This is a genomic window from Bradyrhizobium sp. in8p8 (assembly GCF_000426845.1).
Classification (GTDB): domain Bacteria; phylum Pseudomonadota; class Alphaproteobacteria; order Rhizobiales; family Xanthobacteraceae; genus Bradyrhizobium; species Bradyrhizobium japonicum_C.
Window position 1 is genome coordinate 1001039 of the sequence record NZ_AUGD01000001.1, and the last position, 19301, is coordinate 1020339.

Annotated in this window: 18 protein-coding genes; 8 read left to right on the forward strand and 10 right to left on the reverse strand. The window is 65.0% G+C overall.

From position 1 onward, the window contains the following. Positions 1–3: 3 nt before the first annotated feature. From K408_RS0104765 to mtgA, 3 genes are all read right to left on the reverse strand, one after another. Positions 4–663 (reverse strand): hypothetical protein, encoded by a 660-nt coding sequence (locus tag K408_RS0104765; protein ID WP_024336958.1) that lies wholly within the window; start codon positions 661–663, stop codon positions 4–6. Between the two features lie 142 nt (positions 664–805). Continuing rightward, positions 806–988 (reverse strand): 50S ribosomal protein L32, encoded by a 183-nt coding sequence (gene rpmF / locus K408_RS0104770; RefSeq protein WP_007598106.1) that lies wholly within the window; start codon positions 986–988, stop codon positions 806–808. 166 nt (positions 989–1154) lie between these two features. Then, positions 1155–1829, reverse strand: a complete 675-nt coding sequence (gene mtgA, locus K408_RS0104775; RefSeq protein ID WP_024336957.1) for a monofunctional biosynthetic peptidoglycan transglycosylase — start codon at positions 1827–1829, stop codon at positions 1155–1157. 161 nt (positions 1830–1990) lie between these two features. On the opposite strand from mtgA, the gene K408_RS0104780 reads away from it, so the two are divergent. Continuing rightward, complete coding sequence (locus K408_RS0104780; protein ID WP_024336956.1) at positions 1991–2914, forward strand: polyprenyl synthetase family protein; 924 nt, start codon at positions 1991–1993, stop codon at positions 2912–2914. Between the two features lie 9 nt (positions 2915–2923). Further along, the gene (locus K408_RS0104785) at positions 2924–3616 is read left to right on the forward strand and encodes a DUF1345 domain-containing protein (RefSeq protein WP_024336955.1); all 693 of its coding nucleotides are present in this window, start codon (positions 2924–2926) and stop codon (positions 3614–3616) included. 43 nt (positions 3617–3659) lie between these two features. Here the strand turns inward: K408_RS0104785 and K408_RS0104790 are convergent, their stop codons facing one another. Further along, positions 3660–5474 carry a caspase family protein gene (locus tag K408_RS0104790; RefSeq protein WP_024336954.1) on the reverse strand — a complete coding sequence of 605 codons (1815 nt, stop codon included), beginning with the start codon at positions 5472–5474 and terminating at the stop codon, positions 3660–3662. Positions 5475–5920: 446 nt separating this feature from the next. Between K408_RS0104790 and K408_RS0104795 the strand changes: the two genes are divergently transcribed. From K408_RS0104795 to K408_RS0104805, 3 genes are all read left to right on the forward strand, one after another. Continuing rightward, positions 5921–6295, forward strand: a complete 375-nt coding sequence (locus K408_RS0104795) for a nuclear transport factor 2 family protein (protein WP_024336953.1) — start codon at positions 5921–5923, stop codon at positions 6293–6295. A 156-nt stretch (positions 6296–6451) separates the two neighbouring features. Then, on the forward strand, positions 6452–7309 hold the full coding sequence (gene bla, locus K408_RS0104800; RefSeq protein WP_024336952.1) for a class A beta-lactamase: 858 nt from the start codon (positions 6452–6454) through the stop codon (positions 7307–7309). A 48-nt stretch (positions 7310–7357) separates the two neighbouring features. Beyond that, positions 7358–8965, forward strand: coding sequence for a Na+/H+ antiporter (locus tag K408_RS0104805; RefSeq protein ID WP_024336951.1), 1608 nt, complete (start codon positions 7358–7360; stop codon positions 8963–8965). A gap of 52 nt (positions 8966–9017) precedes the next feature. Here K408_RS0104805 and K408_RS0104810 read toward each other — a convergent pair whose 3' ends face one another. From K408_RS0104810 to K408_RS0104825, 4 genes are all read right to left on the reverse strand, one after another. Further along, complete coding sequence (locus K408_RS0104810) at positions 9018–9830, reverse strand: N-acetylmuramoyl-L-alanine amidase (protein ID WP_024336950.1); 813 nt, start codon at positions 9828–9830, stop codon at positions 9018–9020. Between the two features lie 276 nt (positions 9831–10106). After that, a complete protein-coding gene (gene ispG, locus K408_RS0104815; RefSeq protein ID WP_024336949.1) occupies positions 10107–11390 on the reverse strand; it encodes a flavodoxin-dependent (E)-4-hydroxy-3-methylbut-2-enyl-diphosphate synthase in 1284 nt (427 codons plus the stop codon). A 13-nt stretch (positions 11391–11403) separates the two neighbouring features. Beyond that, on the reverse strand, positions 11404–12357 hold the full coding sequence (locus K408_RS0104820; RefSeq protein ID WP_024336948.1) for a DMT family transporter: 954 nt from the start codon (positions 12355–12357) through the stop codon (positions 11404–11406). A gap of 35 nt (positions 12358–12392) precedes the next feature. Next, a complete protein-coding gene (locus K408_RS0104825) occupies positions 12393–12887 on the reverse strand; it encodes a Fur family transcriptional regulator (RefSeq protein ID WP_024336947.1) in 495 nt (164 codons plus the stop codon). A 156-nt stretch (positions 12888–13043) separates the two neighbouring features. Here K408_RS0104825 and K408_RS0104830 point away from each other — a divergent pair, with 156 nt between their 5' ends. The 3 genes from K408_RS0104830 to K408_RS0104840 are packed head-to-tail and all read left to right on the forward strand — an operon-like array spanning position 13044 to position 16272. Continuing rightward, positions 13044–13526, forward strand: a complete 483-nt coding sequence (locus K408_RS0104830; protein WP_024336946.1) for a MarR family winged helix-turn-helix transcriptional regulator — start codon at positions 13044–13046, stop codon at positions 13524–13526. Beyond that, positions 13519–14688 (forward strand): HlyD family secretion protein, encoded by a 1170-nt coding sequence (locus tag K408_RS0104835; RefSeq protein WP_024336945.1) that lies wholly within the window; start codon positions 13519–13521, stop codon positions 14686–14688. Before K408_RS0104830 ends, K408_RS0104835 begins: the two co-directional genes overlap by 8 nt. A 27-nt stretch (positions 14689–14715) precedes the next feature. Continuing rightward, positions 14716–16272, forward strand: a complete 1557-nt coding sequence (locus K408_RS0104840; RefSeq protein ID WP_024336944.1) for an MDR family MFS transporter — start codon at positions 14716–14718, stop codon at positions 16270–16272. Positions 16273–16439: 167 nt separating this feature from the next. Here the strand turns inward: K408_RS0104840 and K408_RS0104845 are convergent, their stop codons facing one another. Both K408_RS0104845 and K408_RS0104850 read right to left on the reverse strand, forming a co-directional pair. After that, positions 16440–17504 (reverse strand): phosphotransferase, encoded by a 1065-nt coding sequence (locus tag K408_RS0104845; protein ID WP_028145798.1) that lies wholly within the window; start codon positions 17502–17504, stop codon positions 16440–16442. A 76-nt stretch (positions 17505–17580) separates the two neighbouring features. Then, positions 17581–19269: a methyl-accepting chemotaxis protein gene (locus tag K408_RS0104850; protein ID WP_024336943.1), complete on the reverse strand. Its 1689-nt coding sequence runs from the start codon at positions 19267–19269 to the stop codon at positions 17581–17583. Positions 19270–19301: the final 32 nt, after the last annotated feature.

The window sequence follows — 19301 nt, forward strand, 5'->3', positions numbered from 1 at the left end:
CGATCAGCGCGGCGGCGTATCAGACGCGGGTGGCGTACCGTTGCCCGGCTGAAGATGGGGCGAGGGTATTTCCGGCGAGGGAGCGCCCTGCGCCGGCTTCGGTGCGGGATGATCCATCAGCACGGACTCGGCGACGGATTGCGCCGAGGGGGCGGGCGGCTCTACCGGTGCCGGCGCCGGTTGCGGCGCGATCACCGGCTCGAACCTGGAGGGAGCCTCCGCATCATCCGCCGGCGTCTCCGCCTTGCGCTTGACCTTGCGTGGCGCGGGTACTGTCGTCTCGGCGACATAGGTGACGCGCCGGCGCGTACGCTGGGCAATGCCGCCGAGGAAGTCGGCCATCGCCAGCAGCACCAGCAGGAAAAAGGTGGAGTTGCCGAATTTGGGCCACATCACGAATTCGGCCGCAGCAGCACCGAACACGATCAGCGACAGCAAGTGATCCATCAGGAATTTCGAGCCGGGCCGCGCGCCCTTGACCACTTCGAGCAGCAGCAACACCACGCCCAATGCGAGCAGGAGGTCGGCGAGTGTGACCGGCCAGGTCTCGCCGGACATCATCGGCACCGTGAACAGCACGTCCGTAAAGGACACGGTCGGCATCAGGAAGGCGATGATGTTGTAGACCGCGAGCGGAATCAGAAGCAGCGGGAAACCGACCATCGGCGAGATGCCTTCTCGATCAAGATATCCGGACAGAACAATGCAGCGGCGAAGCATTCGCTCCGCCGCCGTCACCGTCTAGCTCATGGGTTGGCCGAAATCAGGCGGGCCTAATCCTCCCGCCTGAAGAAAGATCCTGCCCTCAGGACTCTTTCTTCTTCAGGACCTGACGGCCCTTGTACATGCCGGTCTTGAGGTCGAGATGGTGCGGACGACGGAGCTCGCCGGAGTCCTTGTCTTCCACATAGGTCGGCTTCTTGATGGCGTCTGCCGAGCGGCGCATGCCACGGCGCGACGGCGAGGTTTTTCTTCTCGGAACGGCCATTTCAATATCCTCTAGGGATTGGTGTTCAGGGCATCGTCCGCGAAGGACGGCTCAGCACCCGCAATACGAGGCGAGCTGAATGCCGATCAAGGCCGGGCTTATAGAGGAAGGCAGGCCGTAAAGCTAGGCTCTTGGGCCGGAAAATACGCCCGGAATGGGTCCGAAATCAGCGATTTTCCCGCCAGCAGGTCGCAAGCGAGCTTGCCTGCCCCCGCGCCATATAGGTGGCCGCCAGCCGCCGGACACCTGGGCCAGGGCTCCGGGCACTGCGCTTGACGGGATTCGGCAGGATCGAGGCCAGAAGCGCGGCCTCGCGTGGAGAGAGGCTTCCGGCCGACTTGCCGAAGGCATAGGCGCTGGCCGCCTCGACACCAAATTGCCCCTGCGGGCCCAACTCGGCGATGTTGAGGTAAATTTCGAGAATCCGCGGCTTCGGGAGGACGAGATCGATCCAGAGCGCCAGCGGGAATTCCAGTGCTTTGCGGACGAAATCCCGCCCCTGCCAGAGGAACAGGTTTTTTGCGACCTGCTGGGTTATGGTGGAGGCGCCCCGGAACGGGGTGCCGTCCTCCTGCGCATCGTCGATCGCCTCGCGCAGCGCACCCCAGTCGATGCCGTGATGCTTGCAGAAATGGGCGTCTTCGGCCGCCACCACGGCGCGCGGCAGGTAGGGCGACATGTTCGCCAGATCGATCCACTCTCGGTGCATCGGCGCGCCGCGAAGCGCGCGCCAGGCCATCAGCGTCGAAACGGGATGCCCGGTGCGGTAGAACGGCGCAATGACATAGGGCGCAAGAGCTGCGACTGCGAGCACCAGGAGAAGGATCTTGACGATGCGCAAATCGACCTTTCCGGCGCTCGATGAAACGCGGCCATGGGCTGAGCCATTAAGTCTGTGATAATCCGGACCTTTTCCAGCACTTTTTAGGCCTTCCAAACGATTGACTGGGGCCGGTTCATAAAGGATTGTCCCGCCGAATTTTAGTTCTGGAGCCTTTCTTGATGACCGGCACGTCCCCGTCCGATTTCGCCAAACGTCTGGACAAGACCGCTGATGACACCGAAGCCCTGCTCGGGCGCCTGCTGTCGGACGACATCCTGCACGACGAGATCGCCCGGCCCAAGCGACTGATGGACGCAATGCGCTATTCGACCCTGAATGGCGGGAAACGCCTGCGGCCGTTCCTGGTGGTCGAGAGTGCCGCGGTGTTCAGTGTGCCGCGCGAGGCGGCCCTGCTGGTAGGCGCCGCGCTCGAATGCATCCACTGCTATTCGCTGATCCATGACGATCTGCCGGCAATGGACAATTCCGACCTGCGTCGCGGTCGCCCCACCCTGCATAAGAAGACCGATGATGCCACCGCGATCCTCGCCGGCGACGGCCTCCTGACGCTCGCCTTCGACATCATCACCCGCGACGAGGTCCATCGCGACGCCAATGTGCGGCTGTTGCTGACGCGCGCGCTGGCGCGCTGCGCCGGCATCGGCGGCATGGTAGGCGGGCAGATCCTCGATCTCGCCGGCGAGGGCCGCTTCGGCGGAAACGAGCCGATCGATGTCGCCCGCATTCAGCAGATGAAGACCGGCGCGCTGCTGCGCTACGGCTGCATCGCGGGCGCCATCCTCGGCCAGGCCTCGCAGAAGGAATATCAGGCGCTCGACGATTACGGCCGCGCGCTGGGCGAGGCCTTCCAGATCGCCGACGATCTGCTCGACGTCGAGGGCGATGCGGCCGCGCTGGGCAAGCCCTCCGGCCAGGACGCCGCGCTCGGCAAGACCACCTTCGTCACCCAGCTCGGCATCGAAGGCGCCAAGCAGCGCGTGCGCGATCTGCTCGCGCGGGCGGACAGCGCCGTGTCGATCTTCGGCGACCGCGCCGCGGTACTGCAGGCTGCGGCGCGCTTCGTCGCCGAACGGAAGAACTGACGCGCGACGATGGCGGCCGGCGGCAAAGAGGATCCCGTCCTCGTCCGCTTCCGCCAGATGTCGCGGCCGGTGCGGCTGATCTATGCGCGGCCGCGGACCTTCGTCGCACTCGCTGTCGGCATCCTGGTCTGCCTGCTGTTGCCGGGGACGTACCGGCTGGTGACACGGCTCCTGCTCGGCTGGAATGCGCTGATCGCGGTCTATCTCGTGCTGGTCTACGCCATGATGGTCTGCAATGACCACCAGCACATCCGCCGCGCCGCCGCGATGCAGGACGACGGCCGCTTCGTGATCCTGCTCATGACGGCGACCGGCGCCTTCGCCAGCATCGCGGCGATCGTCTCCGAGCTCGGCATCCCGCATCGGGGAGTCCTGGAGCTCACGATCGCGATCACCACAATCGCGTTGTCGTGGGCTGCCGTGCACACGACCTTCGCGCTGCATTACGCGCATGACTATTACCGCAACGCCAAGCCGGGCGGCCTGCAATTTCCGAGCGGCGACGAGAAAGACCACGCCGACTATTGGGACTTCGTCTATTTCTCGTTCGTGATCGGCATGACCGCGCAAGTCTCCGACGTCGGCATCACGGACAAGACAATCCGCCGCACCGCTACGGCGCATGGGATCGTGTCGTTCATCTACAACACCGCGTTGCTCGCGCTGACGGTCAATATCGCGGCCAGCGCGATCCCAAACTGATCCAGTCGTCCCGGCCGACGCCGGGACGTCATTCGAGGGCGCTTCAGTAGCAGACCTCGGCATTGGCGTCGTTGCCGGGGCCGCCGCCGCCGCGATATTCGAGACGGCAACCGCGGTGGACCGGACGACAGCCGGTGCTGTTGCAGAAAATCTGCCCGCCACTCAAGGCGCGGCTGCCGCCAGCGGCAGCGGCGATGCCGGCAGCAGCACCATAGCCACCTGCAGCGCCAGCAGCCGCACCGCCGGCCTGACGACGCTGCCGTGCAGGACGCTCATCACGGTCGTCGCGCTTGGCCGACGCGGGCTTGGCCGGCTTGGCCGCACGCTGCTTTTCGCACTCATTGTCGTCGTTGACGGCATAGCCCTGGCGGCAGACGATTTTCGTGCACTTGTCGCCGTCAGCCTTGAAGCCATGCTCGCAGACCAGCGGACAGACGCGCGACGGCTTCGATTTGACCGCATCGAGCGCATCGGTGCTCGCCACCTTCACGTCGAGCTTGGTGCCGGCGTAGCGATTGAACTGCGACAGCGATCGCTGCGCGGACGTATTCCAATTGCCGTCGGCTTGGCCGGAGAAGCAGCCTACGCGGCCGAGTTCGGCCTGCACCGAGCGGTTGAGATCGGCTGGTGCGATCGCCGGGGTCAGAGAGGCCACGCTGGTGCCTGCGGGGCTCGCTGTGCTGGCCGGTGCAGCACTCGGCGCCGCGGCGGCGAGGTTGACACGCTGCTGCTCGGCCGCAGCCGCCTGCTGCTGCGCCTGCTCCTTGGCCTTCTGCGCGGCAAGCTGCGCCTGTTCGGCGGCCTTCGCATCGGCCGCGGCCTTGGCCTGCGCTTCCTTCTGGGCGCCGAGCGCGGCAAGACGATCGCGCTCCGCCTCGGCCTGCTTCGCCTTCGCGATGGCTGCCGCATGGGCCTGTTCGGCGCTGATCTTCTCGATCTGAAGCCTGGCAAGGCTCGCATAGAAGCCGTCGGGATGCTGGGCGAGGAAGGCTTCCCACGCCGGCCTGCTGCCAACCTGAAGCGCAAGCTCGTAGTCCCGCCGGATATCGGCTTGGGGATTCGCCGGCGCTATAGCGGCCACCTTGACCGGCACCAGCGGCATGTCCTCGCCGCCGAGGGAACCGTAGACGAACGGCTCCTGCTTGTTGCCCGTCGACCTGAGCACCTCATCGCGCACGAAGCCGAAGGCACGGCGGACGTCGAGACCGGGTGTTGTCAGATGCTTCGAAAGCGCAACCGTGAATGGACTGTTGACACCGTCGCCATCCTGCGCCGTGAAGCCGGCCTTGGCCGAATAGGCAATCAACGTGTTGGGGCTGGTCGGCTCGACCTGGGCGAGGCCCCGGCCGAAGCCACGCGATGCAATCGTGCGCTTCATCCGCTTGCCGAACGGATTGTCGCGGCAGGCATCCAGGATCACCAGACGAAGCTGCTTTGCAGGCTCGACCGCGACCAGGACACGGTCGAGCGAGAGCGCCTCGTCGTAGACGTCGGTATCGCGCTCGAGCTTGGCATCCACCGGAATCAGGTAGTTCGAGCCCTCGACCTCGATGCCATGGCCGGCATAGTAGACCACGGCGATATCGGCATCGCGGGTCGCGTCGGCGAAGTCGCGCAGCACGCGCCGCGTGTCCTGCGCCGACAGATCGTGCCGGGAATCGACGACGTCGAAGCCGGCCTCCTTCAGCGTCCTGGCCATCACGGATCCGTCGTTGACGGGGTTCGCGAGCGACGGCGCGTGCTGATAGGCCGAATTGGCGAGCACCAGAGCGACGCGCTTCCCGGCAAGGGCGGGCCCGGCGCCGACCAGCAGCCCGAGGGCGACGAAAAGCGGACAAAGTCTGAGCAAAATGCGCATGACACCACTTCCGATAGTTCCGGGCCGGCTGGGCCCCTTGGACCGCTTTAGCAGCATCCGCCGCAGGCGCTTGTGATGGAGGTCACGAAGGCCACCGACGACGGGCCGACAGCCCCTTTTTGGTTTGTCGCGCCAGTGCTGTCGCGGTTCGCCGGCAGATGCGGGCGAGCGGGTTCCCCTCAGACAACCCCGATGTGCTCCCGATATTGCGGCAGTTCGTCCGCAATTTCATGCCAGAGCGGCTTTGAGTCCACGAAAATGTGGGCATCCGTGGCGGATCGAGGGGAGAATCGAGCAGGGCTCCATACGACAGGGACCGCCCCTCCTTCACGGGCCAGGAATAGGGCAACGAGCCGGACGACGACAATGGGCATCGCGGGTGGTGTCGTCGCATCTTGATGTGTACGACTAGGACTGCCCGAAGCCATCATGCAAAGGAATGACCCATGAGCCCAAACCGGTCGAGCGTCGAAGCCGTCGTGCAATCCTATTTTGACGGACTTTATGAGGGCGACGCCGAAAAGCTCGGCGCCATCTTCCATCCCTCCGCCGATCTGCGCTGGGTCGAGAAGGGCGAGCTCCAGGTTCTGACGGTGCCTGACTGGCTCGATCGCGTCCGCAAGCGCGCCTCGGCCAAGGCAGAAGGCAAGCCACGCGAGGATTTCATTGTCACGATCGACCGGTCGGACGACAAGACCGCCTTCATCAAGGTCAGATGCCAGCTTCCGCCGCGGTATTTCACCGACTATCTGGTCGCGATGAAGCTCGCCGACGGCTGGCAGATCGTGTCGAAATCGTACCGGTATGACCTGAGGGAGTGAAAAGGCTCGACCTTTAGCTGCCCGAAATCGGACGCACTCGCTGTCCATTTTCCGTCATTGCGCGCGAAGCGACGCAATCCAGAGTCTTTCCGCGGAGACAGGCTGGATTGCTTCGTCGCTCCGCTCCCTCGCAATCACGATGTCTGAAAACTCTCCATGATTCTCGACCGCCGTTCCCTGCTCGCCTCACTCTGCTGGATGGCTGCCGCCCCCGTGCTGGCCGCGGACGCGCCGCCGGAGCTCGAAGCCTACGAGCGCGAGAGCGGCGGGCGGGTTGGGCTCTATGCGGAGAATCTTGCAACTGGCAGAAAGCTCGCCTGGCGCGCCGACGAGCGGTTCGTGATGTGCTCGACCTTCAAGGCCTCGCTTGCGGCCTGCGTGCTGGCGCGGGTCGATCGGGGCGAGGAGCAGCTTGCGGCCATGATCCCTTTTGGCCAGACCGACCTGCTCGATTACGCACCGGTGGCGAGGCAAAACCTCGCGGCCGGCGAGATGTCCGTCGCTGAAATGTGCAAGGCGATCGTCGAGCTCAGCGACAACACTTGCGCCAATCTGCTGCTGGCGCGGATCGGCGGCCCTTCCGCCCTGACCGCATTCTGGCGATCGATCGGTGACACCATTTCACGCCTCGACCACGACGAGCCTGAACTCAACCGTTCACCGCCCGGCAATCCCCAGGACACCACGACGCCAACAGCGATGGCGGGCAATTTGCGGCGGCTGGTGACGGGCGCGGCGCTGTCGCCAGGCTCGCGTGCCCAGCTCACCGACTGGATGGTGAACTGCAAGACCGGGGCAAACCGGCTGCGTGGCGGGCTCCCCGCGAGCTGGAAGATCGGCGACAAGACCGGCTACAACGGCAAGGACGCGGCGGGCGACGTCGCGGTGGCTTGGCCGAAGCCCGAGACGCCGATCCTGATCGCGGCCTATGTCCAAGGCGGCTCGCCGACCGCGGAGCAGATCGCGGCCGTGTTCGCACGAATGGGGCGCATGGTGACGGAACGGCTCGCGTAAGCCACGCGGATTGACGTTGCGATCGCTTCCGGGTGAAGACAGACCGTCATGGAAGCGAAATTTCAGACTTTCCTCATCCTGCTGACCGTGCTGGCAGGTACCGCTCTCGTCGCGCGCCGCTTCAACATCGCGCCTGCCATTCTGCTGATGCTCTCCGGCGTGGGGCTCGCTTTCGTGCCGGGCATGCCCCCGGTGGAATTGCCGCCGGAGCTGGTGCTCTTGATGGTGCTGCCGCCGCTGATCTACTCGGCAAGCGTCGCCATGAGCTGGCGCGAATTCAGGAACAATCTGCGCCCTATCGTCCTGCTCGCTGTCGGCGCGGTCATCTTCACCGCGGCGCTGGTGGCGGCCGCAACACACTACATGATCGGCCTGCCCTGGACCGTCGCCTTCCTGCTCGGGGCCATCGTCGCGCCGCCCGACGTGGTGGCACCGCTCGCGATCGCGCGCCGGCTCAACATGCCGCGCCGGCTCCTGGTCATCCTCGAGGGTGAAGGGCTCGCCAACGATGCCACTGCGCTGATCCTCTACCGCTTCGCGCTCGCGGCGATCATGGTCGGGAATTTCTCCCTGCCGCTCGCGGCCGGCGAGTTCCTGCTCATCATCGCCAGCGAGATCGCCTTCGGTGTCGGGGTCGGCTGGCTCTCATTGCGCTTCCGCAAATGGTCCGGAGATCCGCAGGTCGAGCTGACGCTGTCGCTGATCACACCTTACGTCTCCTACTGGTTGCCCGAACACGTCGGCGGCTCCGGCGTGATCGCGACCGTCGCCTGCGGCCTCTATGTGAGCTGGAACGGGCCATTGCTGATCTCGTCCGCAACGCGCCTGCAAGGCATCTTCTTCTGGGATCTCGTGATCTACCTGATCGAAGGCATGCTGTTCCTGCTGACCGGCTTCCAGATGCGCGCGCTCTACGAAAAATCGAAGACCTTCCCGCTCGACGACATCCTCATCGCGACGGCCGTGGTCCTGGTCATCGTCGTGGTCGCGCGCTTCGCATGGCTCTATCCCGCAACTTATCTGCCGCGGATGCTCAGCAAATCGCTGCGCAAGCGCGACCCGTCGCCACCATGGCAATGGCCGTTCGTGCTCGCCTTCACCGGCGTGCGCGGCGCGGTGTCGCTGGCGGCCGCGCTGGCGCTGCCGTTCACATTGCCGGACGGCGAGGCCTTTCCATATCGCGACTTGATCCTGTTCGTCGCCTTCGGTGTCATCTTCGTCACGCTGATCGGCGTCGGCCTGACGCTGCCGCCGGTCGTGCGCTGGCTGGGCGTCGCCGAAGCCGGCCGGCATGAGCATGCCGCCGAGCACGACGCCGAGATTGCCGCACGCCGTCAGGCGCTCGATGCCGCGCTGAAATCGCTCGACGCGTTGACCGAGCAGAAGGACGTCTCCGACGAAGTGATGCGGCTGCTGCGCGCTCGCCACGAGATACGCTTGAACCAGCTTCCCGACGCGCTCGATCCCAACCATCACGACATCTCGGCCGCCGGTACCGCGCTGACACGGGAACTGATCGCCGCCGAGAGAGCATTCATCCACAATCTCCTGCGGAAAGGCCAGATCACCGACGAGACGCGACGACGGATCGAGCGCGATCTCGATCTGGAGGAGGCGAGTCTGGCGAACCGGGAATATCGCGAGGCGCTCCTGTAGCTTCTCGTTGTTGCTTCGCTCGCAATGATTGCTGTTGAACCGGCAGATCAAACTACCGCCTCGCGCAAAACTCCCTCATTGCAGCCGCGACGGCTCCGGCGACCGCCTCGTGCCGCTCCGGCGAGTTCATCTCCATTTCCTCGTCGCGATTGATGATCGAGCCGGCCTCGAGCAGCACCGCGGCGCTCCTCGTCCGCGACAGCACGACGAGGCCATCATAGCGATAGACGCCCACGTCCTTGTCGAGCAGCTGGCGCCGGTAGCGGCCCATGACCGGCAGGGTGTATTGGCTGGCATAGCTCAGGCCCTGCTCCTTCAACTGCCTGCCAATGATCCGGGCCAGCATCAGGCTGGTGGCGAAGTGCTGATTCTGTCGCGAGACGAACAGCGAATGACCTGAAAAGCGGTCGCTGAAATAGCTCTTGGCCCCGTCGAATTCCCAGGTCTCGAGCAGCTTGTCCGGCACGGAATCATGATGGACCGACAGCAACAGATCGGCCTTGCCTTCGTTCGCGGCGCTGACGCGCTTGAACAGGCTCGGCCGCGCTTTGCCGTCCGTGACGAGCAGGCGTGTCGCGGCAAATCCTTCGGACTTGAGCTTCGTCGTGATCAGGCTGGCGAGGCGGAAGTTGAAGCCGAACTCCGGATCATTGCGCGCACTCAACGCGCCGTAGGAGTCCGGAGTGTGTCCGACATCGACGACGATTCGAAACTTCGGGATTTCGCATTTGGCAGGTGACAGCTGCTTGGCCTTGGGTCCAACGACCTTTCGCGCGGGAACTGCCTCGCTGCTGCCAACGACCGCAAGCGACGACAGCGGGATCGCCGTGAGCAGCCCGACGATGAAGCTCCGCAGCTGCCTCAAGCGCTACTCCGCCGCTGCGACCTGGGACGATCGACGAAGCCGGCAACGTCCGCCGAAGCGTTCCGGGATCCCCGCAAGCAGGTCCCTCGAGTTGCTGGGACCCTGCTTGCCGGCGAGCAATCTCATGGCGTGCCCCGATCATTGTTGATTGGGCGCATCGTAGCGCGCGACGACAGATACGCAATCTGCGCTGCAAAGCCGCCGTCCCGGACCTGCGCTGCGGCCCGCTGCGCTTGTCGGGACGACGGAGGTGTGTGGTGCGCTAGCGGGGTGAGATCACTCCGCCGCAGAGACCGGCACCTTGGCGCCCTGACCGTAGCGCTGGTCGATGTAGTCGATCACCAGCGCCTTGAAGTCGGCCGAGATGGTCGGACCGCGCAGCGTTCGGAACTTCTTGCCGTCGACGAACACGGGCGCGGCCGGGGCTTCGCCGGTGCCGGGCAGCGAGATGCCGATATTGGCATGCTTGGATTCACCGGGGCCGTTGACGATGCAGCCCATCACCGCGACGTTGAGCTCTTCCACGCCGGGATATTTCGTTTTCCAGGTCGGCATCTCGTCGCGGATGAAATCCTGGATCGAGCGGGCCAGCTCCTGGAAGGTGGTCGAGGTGGTGCGGCCGCAGCCGGGGCACGCCGCAACCAGCGGCACGAAGGTGCGGAAACCCATGGTCTGCAGCAGCTCCTGGCCGACCTGCACCTCACGGGTGCGGTCGCCGCCGGGCTCCGGCGTCAGCGAGATGCGGATGGTGTCGCCGATGCCCTGCTGCAGCAGGATGCCGAGCGCCGCCGAGGACGCCACGATGCCCTTCGAGCCCATGCCGGCTTCGGTCAGGCCGAGGTGGATGGCGTAATCCGAACGGCGGGCCAGATCCTGGTAGACCGCGATCAGATCCTGCACCGCCGAGACTTTTGCCGAGAGGATGATGCGATCCTTGGGCATGCCGAGCTCCTCGGCGCGCGCGGCCGAGAGCAACGCCGACTGCACCATGGCCTCGCGCGTCACCGCGCGCACGTCGCGCGGATTCGGCGAGGCGGCGTTCTCGTCCATCAGCTTGGTCAGGAGCTCCTGGTCGAGCGAGCCCCAGTTGGCTCCGATGCGCACCGGCTTGCTGTTCTTGTTCGCGATCTCGATGATGTCGGCGAACTGGGTGTCGCGCTTGTCCTTGAAGCCGACATTGCCGGGATTGATGCGGTACTTGGCGAGCGCCTCGGCGCAGGCCGGATAGGCCGCGAGCAGCTTGTGGCCGATGTAATGGAAGTCGCCGATCAGGGGCGTGGTGATGCCGCGCTTGGCGAGGCCGTCGCGGATATAAGGAACGGCGGCTGCTGCCTCCTCGCGGTCCACGGTAATGCGGACCATTTCGGAGCCGGCGCGCGCGAGCGCTGCGACCTGGGCGATGGTGCTATCGACATCGGCGGTGTCGGTGTTGGTCATCGACTGCACGACGATCGGTGCTCCGCCACCGACGGCGACGTCGCCGACCTTGACCTGGGTGGTCCGATGCCGGGGCGCCGGGCCCGCAATGTCGGAATCGAGAGGGTTTTCGAGCTTGTTCATGGGGGTCCAAATATCAGGTTTTGGTGACGTTCAGCAATGCATCACGCGGCGCCGCGGCGCCTTGGCTCGGACGGTTAACTAGAAAAAGCCCAGCAATTACAAGGAGGGCAGCAGCCCCGAACGCCAGGCTTAGGGTGTCGTGCATGATGAAATAGCTACCGACGACGCCAAACAAAGGGGTGATGAAGGTGAAAGCGGACAATTTGCTGGCGGAGTAAGCCTTCACCAGCGCGAACCAAAGCGTGAACGTGGTTCCAACCACCCAGATCGCCTGGAACGCCATCAGGCCGAGCGACAGCGGGCTGGGCGTGTGCGTGATGGATTCGCCAAACAGCCAGGCCGCCGCTCCCAGAATCGGGATCGAGGTGGCAACCTGGTAGCCCAGCGCCTTCTCCGGCGCGGCGAAGCGCAGCCGCGTGCCCTTGGCGACCAGCGTGGTCGCAGCCCACAGCGCGGCACCGCCGACGATCATGAGGTCGCCGAGCAGAACATGCGCATCGACATTGGGCTGCGGCACGCCGATAGCGAGCGCGACGCCCGCAAAGCTGATGGCCAATCCCAGCCATTGCGAGGCGCCAAGACGTTCGCCAAGCACTTGATAGGAGCCGAGCGCCACGAAGAACGGCGCCGTGTAGAGGAATACCACCGCGCGCGAAGCGGACGTGAAGCGCAGGCCCTGGAAGATCAGCACAAACTCGATGCCGAACATCAGCCCGGCGATCAGGCCGGGCTTCCAGGTGCCGTCACGTTCGAAGAAATTGACGCCACGCAGGGTGCCAATGATGAACAGCACCGGCAGCGCGCCCATCGAGCGGATGGTGGCCTGGAGCATCGGCGGAATGTCGGGCAGCACCAGCTTCACCGCGATCTGGTTGAACCCCCAGGTCAGGCACAGCATGAGCATCAGGGCGATGGCGCCGGCACTGAGGGGACGTGCGGCGGACGTTAGGGCTTGTGGCGAGGGCATGTCTTCCCGAAATCCGGCTTCGCGCCGTTGTTGCTCTAGTCAGTTTTCTGGCAATGCGTGCAGACGCCCGTGATCTCCACCACGGACAATTTGGGAGCGAAGCCTGAACTGCGCGCGGCGGCGTTGAGGTCCTTGGCGAAGGGCGCCGACGAGATCTCGCCGACCAGGCCACAGCGCTCGCAGATCAGGAACGCCACCGCCGAGGTCGTGTCGTGGTCGTGGGCAGCGCAGGCGAGGTAGGCGTTGCGGCTTTCGATGCGGTGCACAAGGCCGTTGGCCATCAGGAAGTCGAGGGCACGGTAGACCGTGATCGGCGCCGGCCGCGCCATCGACTTGGCGAGTTCGTCGATCACCTCATAGGCGCCGAGCGGCCGGTGGCTGGAGAGCAGCGCCCCCAGCACCTGACGGCGAATTGGCGTGAATTTCTGCGCACGCTGCTCGCACACCGCCTCGGCATGCGCCAGTGCATCCGCGGTGCAGCGGCGGTGATCGTGATCGGGCGCGGGAAATGCCGGCTTTGCGAGGGTCATGTGGCCGACTTCTAGCATTTCATCCGGGGAACCCAAAGCACCACCCTGGCAGCGGCTGCCAGCCATGCTGGCATTGCGGGACAGCCACCTGCTAATCAGCCATGAAAAAATCATAAGCTTGCTTATGATATTCGTTGCTTATTGGAGATGAAGCTCATGACCCGAGGGTCGGTCGACCAGAACTTCCTGTTCACGCTCGGTGAGCTCTACCGTCTGCTGCGCGTCTATGCGGACAAGGAGGCCTCGCGCTTCGGCATCACCCGCGCGCAATGGGCGGTGCTCGCCAAGGTCGAGCGCAGCGAGGGCATGAAGCAATCCGAGCTCGCCGATTTGCTCGAAATGCAGCCGATCACGCTGACGCGGCTGATCGACAAGCTCTGCGACAATGACTGGATCGAGCGCCGCAGCGATGCTTCGGACCGCCGCGTCAAGCGCCTCTATCTCAAGAAGGCCGGCCGCCAATTGCTTGGCCGGATGAGCGGGCTGAAGTCCGAGCTTACGGCCAACGCGCTCGACGGCATTACGCCGGCCGACGCCCATCGCCTTCTCACTCAGCTCGAAGCCATCAAGGAAAACGTGCGGACCGCAATCCAGACCAGCGGTGCGGAACAGGCGCGCAAGGAGCAGCGCTATGGCTGATCAAGTCCTCAAGTTCCAGACCGAACAGAAGACCGACAACGCCAAACCAGCCAAGAAGGCGGGCACCGATCCGCGCCGCCGCCTCGTCGCGGGCCTGCGGCGTTACCGCCGCTTCCTGCTCCTGGTGGTGCTACCAATCGTCGTCGCCACCGGCGGCCTCGCGTTTTATCTCAATGGCGGACGCTATGTCGGCACCGACGATGCCTATGTCGGCGCGCAGAAGGTGCTGGTGACGCCGGATATCTCCGGCAAGGTCCTGAAGGTCGTCGTGAAGGAAGGCCAGTCGGTCAAGCGGGGAGACGAACTGTTCGAGATCGACCCAGTTCCGTTCCGCCTGGCGGTGGAGGAGGCCAAGGCACAGCTGGCACAGGCGCGCACGACCTATGACAACCTGGTCGCCAACATCAAGATCTACGGCGACATGCTCAATCTGGCCCAGCAGGGCATCGATCTGAAGCAGCGCGACGTCGAGCGCAAGCAGGCGCTGGTGAAGAACAATTTCGGCTCGCAGCTCGATCTCGACAACGCATCGAATGCACTGGTCACCGCCGGGGCGCAGGCGCAATACATCAGGCAGCAGCTCTCCAACGCCAAAACACAACTGCTCGGCAACCCTGACCTGCCGCTCGAGCAATTCCCGGCCTACGCTCAGGCGAAAGCCAAGCTGGATGACGCGCAGCGCAACCTGGACCACACCGTCTTGCGCGCGCCGATGGATGGCGTGGCGACGCAGGTCGAGCAGATTCAGCTCGGGCGCTATGTGCCCGCCGGCACGCCGGTGTTCTCCATCATCGACGTCGCCCATCCCTGGGTCGATGCCAATCCGAAGGAGAGCGATCTCACTTACGTAACCGAGGGACAGCCGGTGACGCTCGTCGTGGACGCGTTCCCGAACCACGTCTTCAAGGGCAAGATCGGCTCGCTCTCGCCCGGCACCGGCGCGCAATTCGCGATCCTGCCGCCGCAGAACGCCACGGGCAATTTCGTCAAGGTGGTGCAGCGCGTGCCGATCCGCATCTATTTCGACGAGACCGACAGGCATGTGCGGAAGCTGAAGGCCGGCATGAGCGTCTACGCCACCATCGACACCGGCCACAAGCGCTCGCTGGCGGGCCTGTTCGGCCTGTCGGCGACCGCGGGCCAGGACGGCGACAAAGACTGAGCCAGAGACTGCGACAGGACCGATCCGATGTCCGACGCCAATGCCAGCCTGATGGTCCCCGGCCTGCGCCGCAACATGGTGACGATCTGCGCCATGACCGCGACCATCATGCAGGCGCTCGACACGACCATCGCCAATGTCGCCCTCCCCTACATGCAGGGCACGCTGTCCGCCTCGCAGGACCAGATCAACTGGGTGCTGACCTCCTACATCGTCGCCGCCGCGATCATGACGGCGCCGGTCGGCTGGATCGCCAATCGCTTCGGCCGCAAGCGCATCTTCATCATCTGCTCGGCCGGCTTCACCATGGCGTCGGTGCTGTGCGGCCTCGCGCAGGACATCAACCAGATGGTGCTGTTCCGCCTGCTGCAGGGCGTGTTCGGCGCGGCGCTGGTGCCGCTGTCGCAATCGGTCATGCTCGACTATTACACGCTCCAGGAACGCGCCAAGGCGATGGCGATCTGGGGCATGGGCGTGATGATGGGTCCGATCATGGGACCGTCGCTGGGAGCCTGGCTCACCGAGACCTATTCCTGGCACTGGGTGTTCTTCGTCAACCTGCCGTTCGGGATCATCACCGTGCTCGGGCTGATCGTCTTCATGGACGAGACCAGGAAGGATTTCAGCCTCAAATTCGACTGGTTCGGCTTCGCCGCGCTGGCGGTCGCGATCGGCGCGCTCCAACTCGCGCTCGACCGAGGCGAGCAATTGGGCTGGCTTGAATCGAACGAGATCGTGGCGGAGTTCATCGTCTCGGCCGCCGCCTTCTATTTCTTCCTCGCGCACTCCTTCACGACCTCGACCCCGTTCATCCGCTTCGCACTGTTCCGGGATCGCAATTTCGTCACCGGCTGCGTGTTCATGATCGTGATGGGGCTCGTGCTGTTCTCGACCATGGCGCTGGCCTCGCCCTACATGCAAAACGTGATCGGCTACCCCATCATCACCGCCGGCCTGCTGCTGGCGAGCCGGGGGCTCGGCACCTTCTTCGCCATGATGCTGGTCGGCCGCATGATGCGCTATTTCGAGGCACGCACGCTGATCGTCGCCGGGCTGACGCTGACCGCGGGCTCGCTGTTTCAGATGACCGGCTGGACCGACCTGACCCAGGTGCCGGAGATCGTCACCGTCAGCGTCATCCAGGGCTTCGGCTTCGGCCTCGTCTTCGTGCCGCTCTCGACGGTGGCGTTCCTGACCCTGTCGAACGAACTCCGGACCGACGGCACCGCGATGTTGACGCTGATGCGCAACGTCGCAAGCTCGGTCGGCATTTCCATCGTGATCGCGCAACTGACGCAGGGCACGCGGTGGACCTACGCGATCCTGTCCGAGCACATCAACCCCTTCAACCACGCACTCCAGATGCCCGGCGTCAGCGGCCTGATCAATCTGTCCACCGACACCGGCCGCGCCATGGCCGACAGGATGGTCAACGTGCAGGCGCAGATCATCGCCTTCTCCCACGATTACCAGTTGGTGATGATCTTCGTCCTCTGCACCCTGCCGCTCGCCTTGCTGATCGGCTCGACCAAGGCCACCCTGCGCAAGCAGGCGGCGGGACCGGAGCACGCGGTGATCGAGTAGGCAGGCTTCGCGCGGCCTGGTGTCGCGGACACGGCGCAGCGCGTAGCGATGCGCCGCAGGACCGACACGCATTCTGCTGTTGAGTCCAGGCCCCGGCTCAGCAGGGCATCACACCGGACGATGCTTGGCATCGCCGGGAGTGCTGCGCAACGTCCGGGCACGATGGATCAGCCCAGCATCTCCTCGCAGCCTAGATCGTCCACTGCCGCAAACACCCTCTCCAGATTATTCCACCAGATCCCCGGCGGGATGTTGATGCTCCACTGCCAGACCGGCCGCGTGATCTGCCAAAGCACCGCCCAGCGATAATCGCGATCGAGCGCGCCGCGCGTATAGCCGGTGATGCCGCTCTCGATCAGCGTGTCATGGTAGAGACTGAGCAGCGGGCGTTCGAGCGCCTGCCGGCGCTCCGGATACCAATGCATCGCGATCATGTAGGCGAGGTCGTGGGTCGGAACGTTGATGCTCCAGAGATCGAAGTCGAAGATCCGCACGGTGTCGGCAACACCTGCGCGTGGCAGCAGGAAGTTCCAGACATGGGCATCGCCATGGGTGATGCTGAGATGACGGCGTGAGTGGTAGCGCTGGGACAGCCCGTCCGATCGATCGATGAGACGTCGGTAGAGGATGCGGCGTTCTTCGCTGAGGCGATCGCCGAGCAGGTCGGCGAAACGATCGTAGTGGCCGGCGAAGGCCTCCATGCGCTCCGCGCTGTCCCCGGCGCTCGCAAACGTGCCGACGGTGTCGCCGAGGTCGGGATGGTCCCACCATGCCGCATGCCAGCGTGCGAGCGTGGTGACGATCGCGACCGCCTGATCGCGCGACGGCGGCAGCGGCCATTGCCCCGCGGTCGCATGGCTGTCGGTGAGATCTTCGAGCAGGAGATGCCAGGCGAGGTTCTGCTCGTCGAAATGTCCGTCGAAGCAGCGCGGCACGAGCCCAGGCGGCATTCTTGGTGCGAGCCGGGTGTAGTAGTCCACTTCGCGCCGGCCGCCATCTGCGAGCGTCTGCGCGAACGCGGAATTGGGGATTTTCACGATCAGCGAATGCGGGGCGCCGGCGGATTCGCCGACATAGCGCAGGCCGAGACGGATGATGTGTGAGACGACGGTGTCGCGTTGATGCAGCACCTTCACCTCGCGCACGGCGCCTGCGTCCAGCACGCCGCCCCTGCGCAGGGCGGCCGTCAGTTGGGCGGGCTCAACGACCGCCGGCAATTGTGGAGATGTCATGAACCATGATGCCCCTGTCCCTCGCCATACTGCACAATCACGCTCCCGGGCACCAGCGGCCGAGTTGCCGCCGGGCTCAGGCCGCCGCGGTCGAGTCGCGCACGGTACTGACGACGACCGACCGCAGCTGTTCGAGATTGGCCGCCATCCCGGCGATCGCCTGCCTGACCTCCGCGGCGCGCTCGTTGACGGAGGCAGCATCGCGGCTGACATCGCCGATCTTGGCCGAGACCTCTTTGGCAGCGGACGCCGATTCGGAAATCGACCGCGTGATCTCCCGCGTCGCGGCGTCCTGCTCCTCCATCGCGGCGGCGACCGAGGTCGCGACACCGTCGATCTCGACGATGTGGCCTCCCATGGCCTCCACGGCGTCGACTGCGGCCTGCGTCGAGGTCTGGATCTCGGCAATCAGCCGCCCGATCTCCTCGGTGGATTTGGCGGTCTGGTCGGACAGGGATTTCACCTCGGCGGCAACCACCGCGAAACCGCGGCCCGCTTCGCCGGCGCGCGCCGCCTCGATCGTGGCGTTGAGCGCGAGGAGGTTGGTCTGGCCTGCGATGCCGCCGATCAGGTCGGAAACCTCCGCGATCCTCTTCACCGATCCCGCCAGCGCCTGAATGGTCGAGCGCGCCTGCTCGCGCCCGGCGACCGCCGATTTGGTGACGGTGCTGGTCCGTGCGACCTGGCTTGCGATCTCGCGGATCGAGGCGCTCAATTCCTCGGCCGCCGCCGAGACGGCTTGCGAGCTGCCGAGGGCCTGCGTCGAGGCCGCCGCGACCGCCTGCGACTGCGCCGAGAGCGATTTCGCAATCTCGGACAGGCTGGACGCGGCCCGCTCGACGCCTTGCGTCGCCGCGCCCGCAGTGTCGACCGAGCGGCCGGTCTCGCGCTCCACGGTTTCGGCCATCTGGTGCAGGGCGGCGCGCTTGGCAAGCGCCGCCTCCTGCTCCTGCCGCAACTGTTCCTGGCGCAGGCGGGAATTCTCGATAGCCGCCTGCTTGAACACCAGGAGCGCGCCCGCCATCGAGCCGACCTCGTCCTGGCGGCGCGCGAATGGAATGTCGGCGGCGAGATCACCGGTCGCAAGCTTCTGCATCGTGTCGGTCATTCGCACGATCGGGCGCACGACACCGAGGGCAACGCCGAGCAGGCCAGCGGCAATGAAGCCGAGGACGGCTACGGAGACGCCAAGGAGGATATAGAGCATCGAGCTGTCGCGGTCCGCGGCCAGCTTCTCCATGGCGGCATTCCGCTTGTTGGCGCTCTCGACGATGCTGTCGATCACGGCGCGATGCGCAGTGTAGGCGTCCTTGAGCTGGGCATAGATGCGCTCGGACGCAGCCGCGTCCTTGGCCTTGAGCGCCGGCAGCAGCTGGTCGGATGCTTTCCAGAATTTCTGCACCTGCTCATCGGACTTCGACACCAGCGTGGTCTTGAGGTCCTCCGTGAGACTGGAGGAGACCCAGAACGCCTTGCGCTCGTCGTAATCCTTGCGGAGCTGGACTAGGCGCTCGCCATGCGCGGCCAGTTGATCCGGCTCACGCATCGCGAGGGTGGCCTCGAGGTAAGCCTCGATGATGTATTCCGGCGGCGGCAGGATGTCGGCGATGAGGTCGTTGCCGAGCTTGATGTCGGAATAGAGCGGGCCGCCGACCTTGAGTTCTTTCAAGGTGTAAAGGCTGGTGGAGACCACGGCCGCGAAACCGAGGGCCAGAACGATGCCGAATGCAATGATCGCAGAGGACAACGAGAGACGAAACTTCATGAAATATTCCAGGGCTCGCGCCGAAACCGCGA

Excerpts from the sequence above, each read along its gene's own strand:
- bla (WP_024336952.1), top strand. The coding sequence starts at position 6,452 with ATGATTCTCGACCGCCGTTCCCTGCTCGCCTCACTCTGCTGGATGGCT.
- K408_RS0104780 (WP_024336956.1), top strand. The coding sequence starts at position 1,991 with ATGACCGGCACGTCCCCGTCCGATTTCGCCAAACGTCTGGACAAGACC.
- K408_RS0104820 (WP_024336948.1), bottom strand. The coding sequence starts at position 12,357 with ATGCCCTCGCCACAAGCCCTAACGTCCGCCGCACGTCCCCTCAGTGCC.
- K408_RS0104795 (WP_024336953.1), top strand. The coding sequence starts at position 5,921 with ATGAGCCCAAACCGGTCGAGCGTCGAAGCCGTCGTGCAATCCTATTTT.
- K408_RS0104765 (WP_024336958.1), bottom strand. The coding sequence starts at position 663 with ATGGTCGGTTTCCCGCTGCTTCTGATTCCGCTCGCGGTCTACAACATC.
- K408_RS0104835 (WP_024336945.1), top strand. The coding sequence starts at position 13,519 with ATGGCTGATCAAGTCCTCAAGTTCCAGACCGAACAGAAGACCGACAAC.
- K408_RS0104830 (WP_024336946.1), top strand. The coding sequence starts at position 13,044 with ATGACCCGAGGGTCGGTCGACCAGAACTTCCTGTTCACGCTCGGTGAG.
- ispG (WP_024336949.1), bottom strand. The coding sequence starts at position 11,390 with ATGAACAAGCTCGAAAACCCTCTCGATTCCGACATTGCGGGCCCGGCG.
- K408_RS0104805 (WP_024336951.1), top strand. The coding sequence starts at position 7,358 with ATGGAAGCGAAATTTCAGACTTTCCTCATCCTGCTGACCGTGCTGGCA.
- K408_RS0104785 (WP_024336955.1), top strand. The coding sequence starts at position 2,924 with ATGGCGGCCGGCGGCAAAGAGGATCCCGTCCTCGTCCGCTTCCGCCAG.
- K408_RS0104850 (WP_024336943.1), bottom strand. The coding sequence starts at position 19,269 with ATGAAGTTTCGTCTCTCGTTGTCCTCTGCGATCATTGCATTCGGCATC.
- K408_RS0104840 (WP_024336944.1), top strand. The coding sequence starts at position 14,716 with ATGTCCGACGCCAATGCCAGCCTGATGGTCCCCGGCCTGCGCCGCAAC.
- K408_RS0104825 (WP_024336947.1), bottom strand. The coding sequence starts at position 12,887 with ATGACCCTCGCAAAGCCGGCATTTCCCGCGCCCGATCACGATCACCGC.
- K408_RS0104790 (WP_024336954.1), bottom strand. The coding sequence starts at position 5,474 with ATGCGCATTTTGCTCAGACTTTGTCCGCTTTTCGTCGCCCTCGGGCTG.
- rpmF (WP_007598106.1), bottom strand. The coding sequence starts at position 988 with ATGGCCGTTCCGAGAAGAAAAACCTCGCCGTCGCGCCGTGGCATGCGC.
- K408_RS0104845 (WP_028145798.1), bottom strand. The coding sequence starts at position 17,504 with ATGACATCTCCACAATTGCCGGCGGTCGTTGAGCCCGCCCAACTGACG.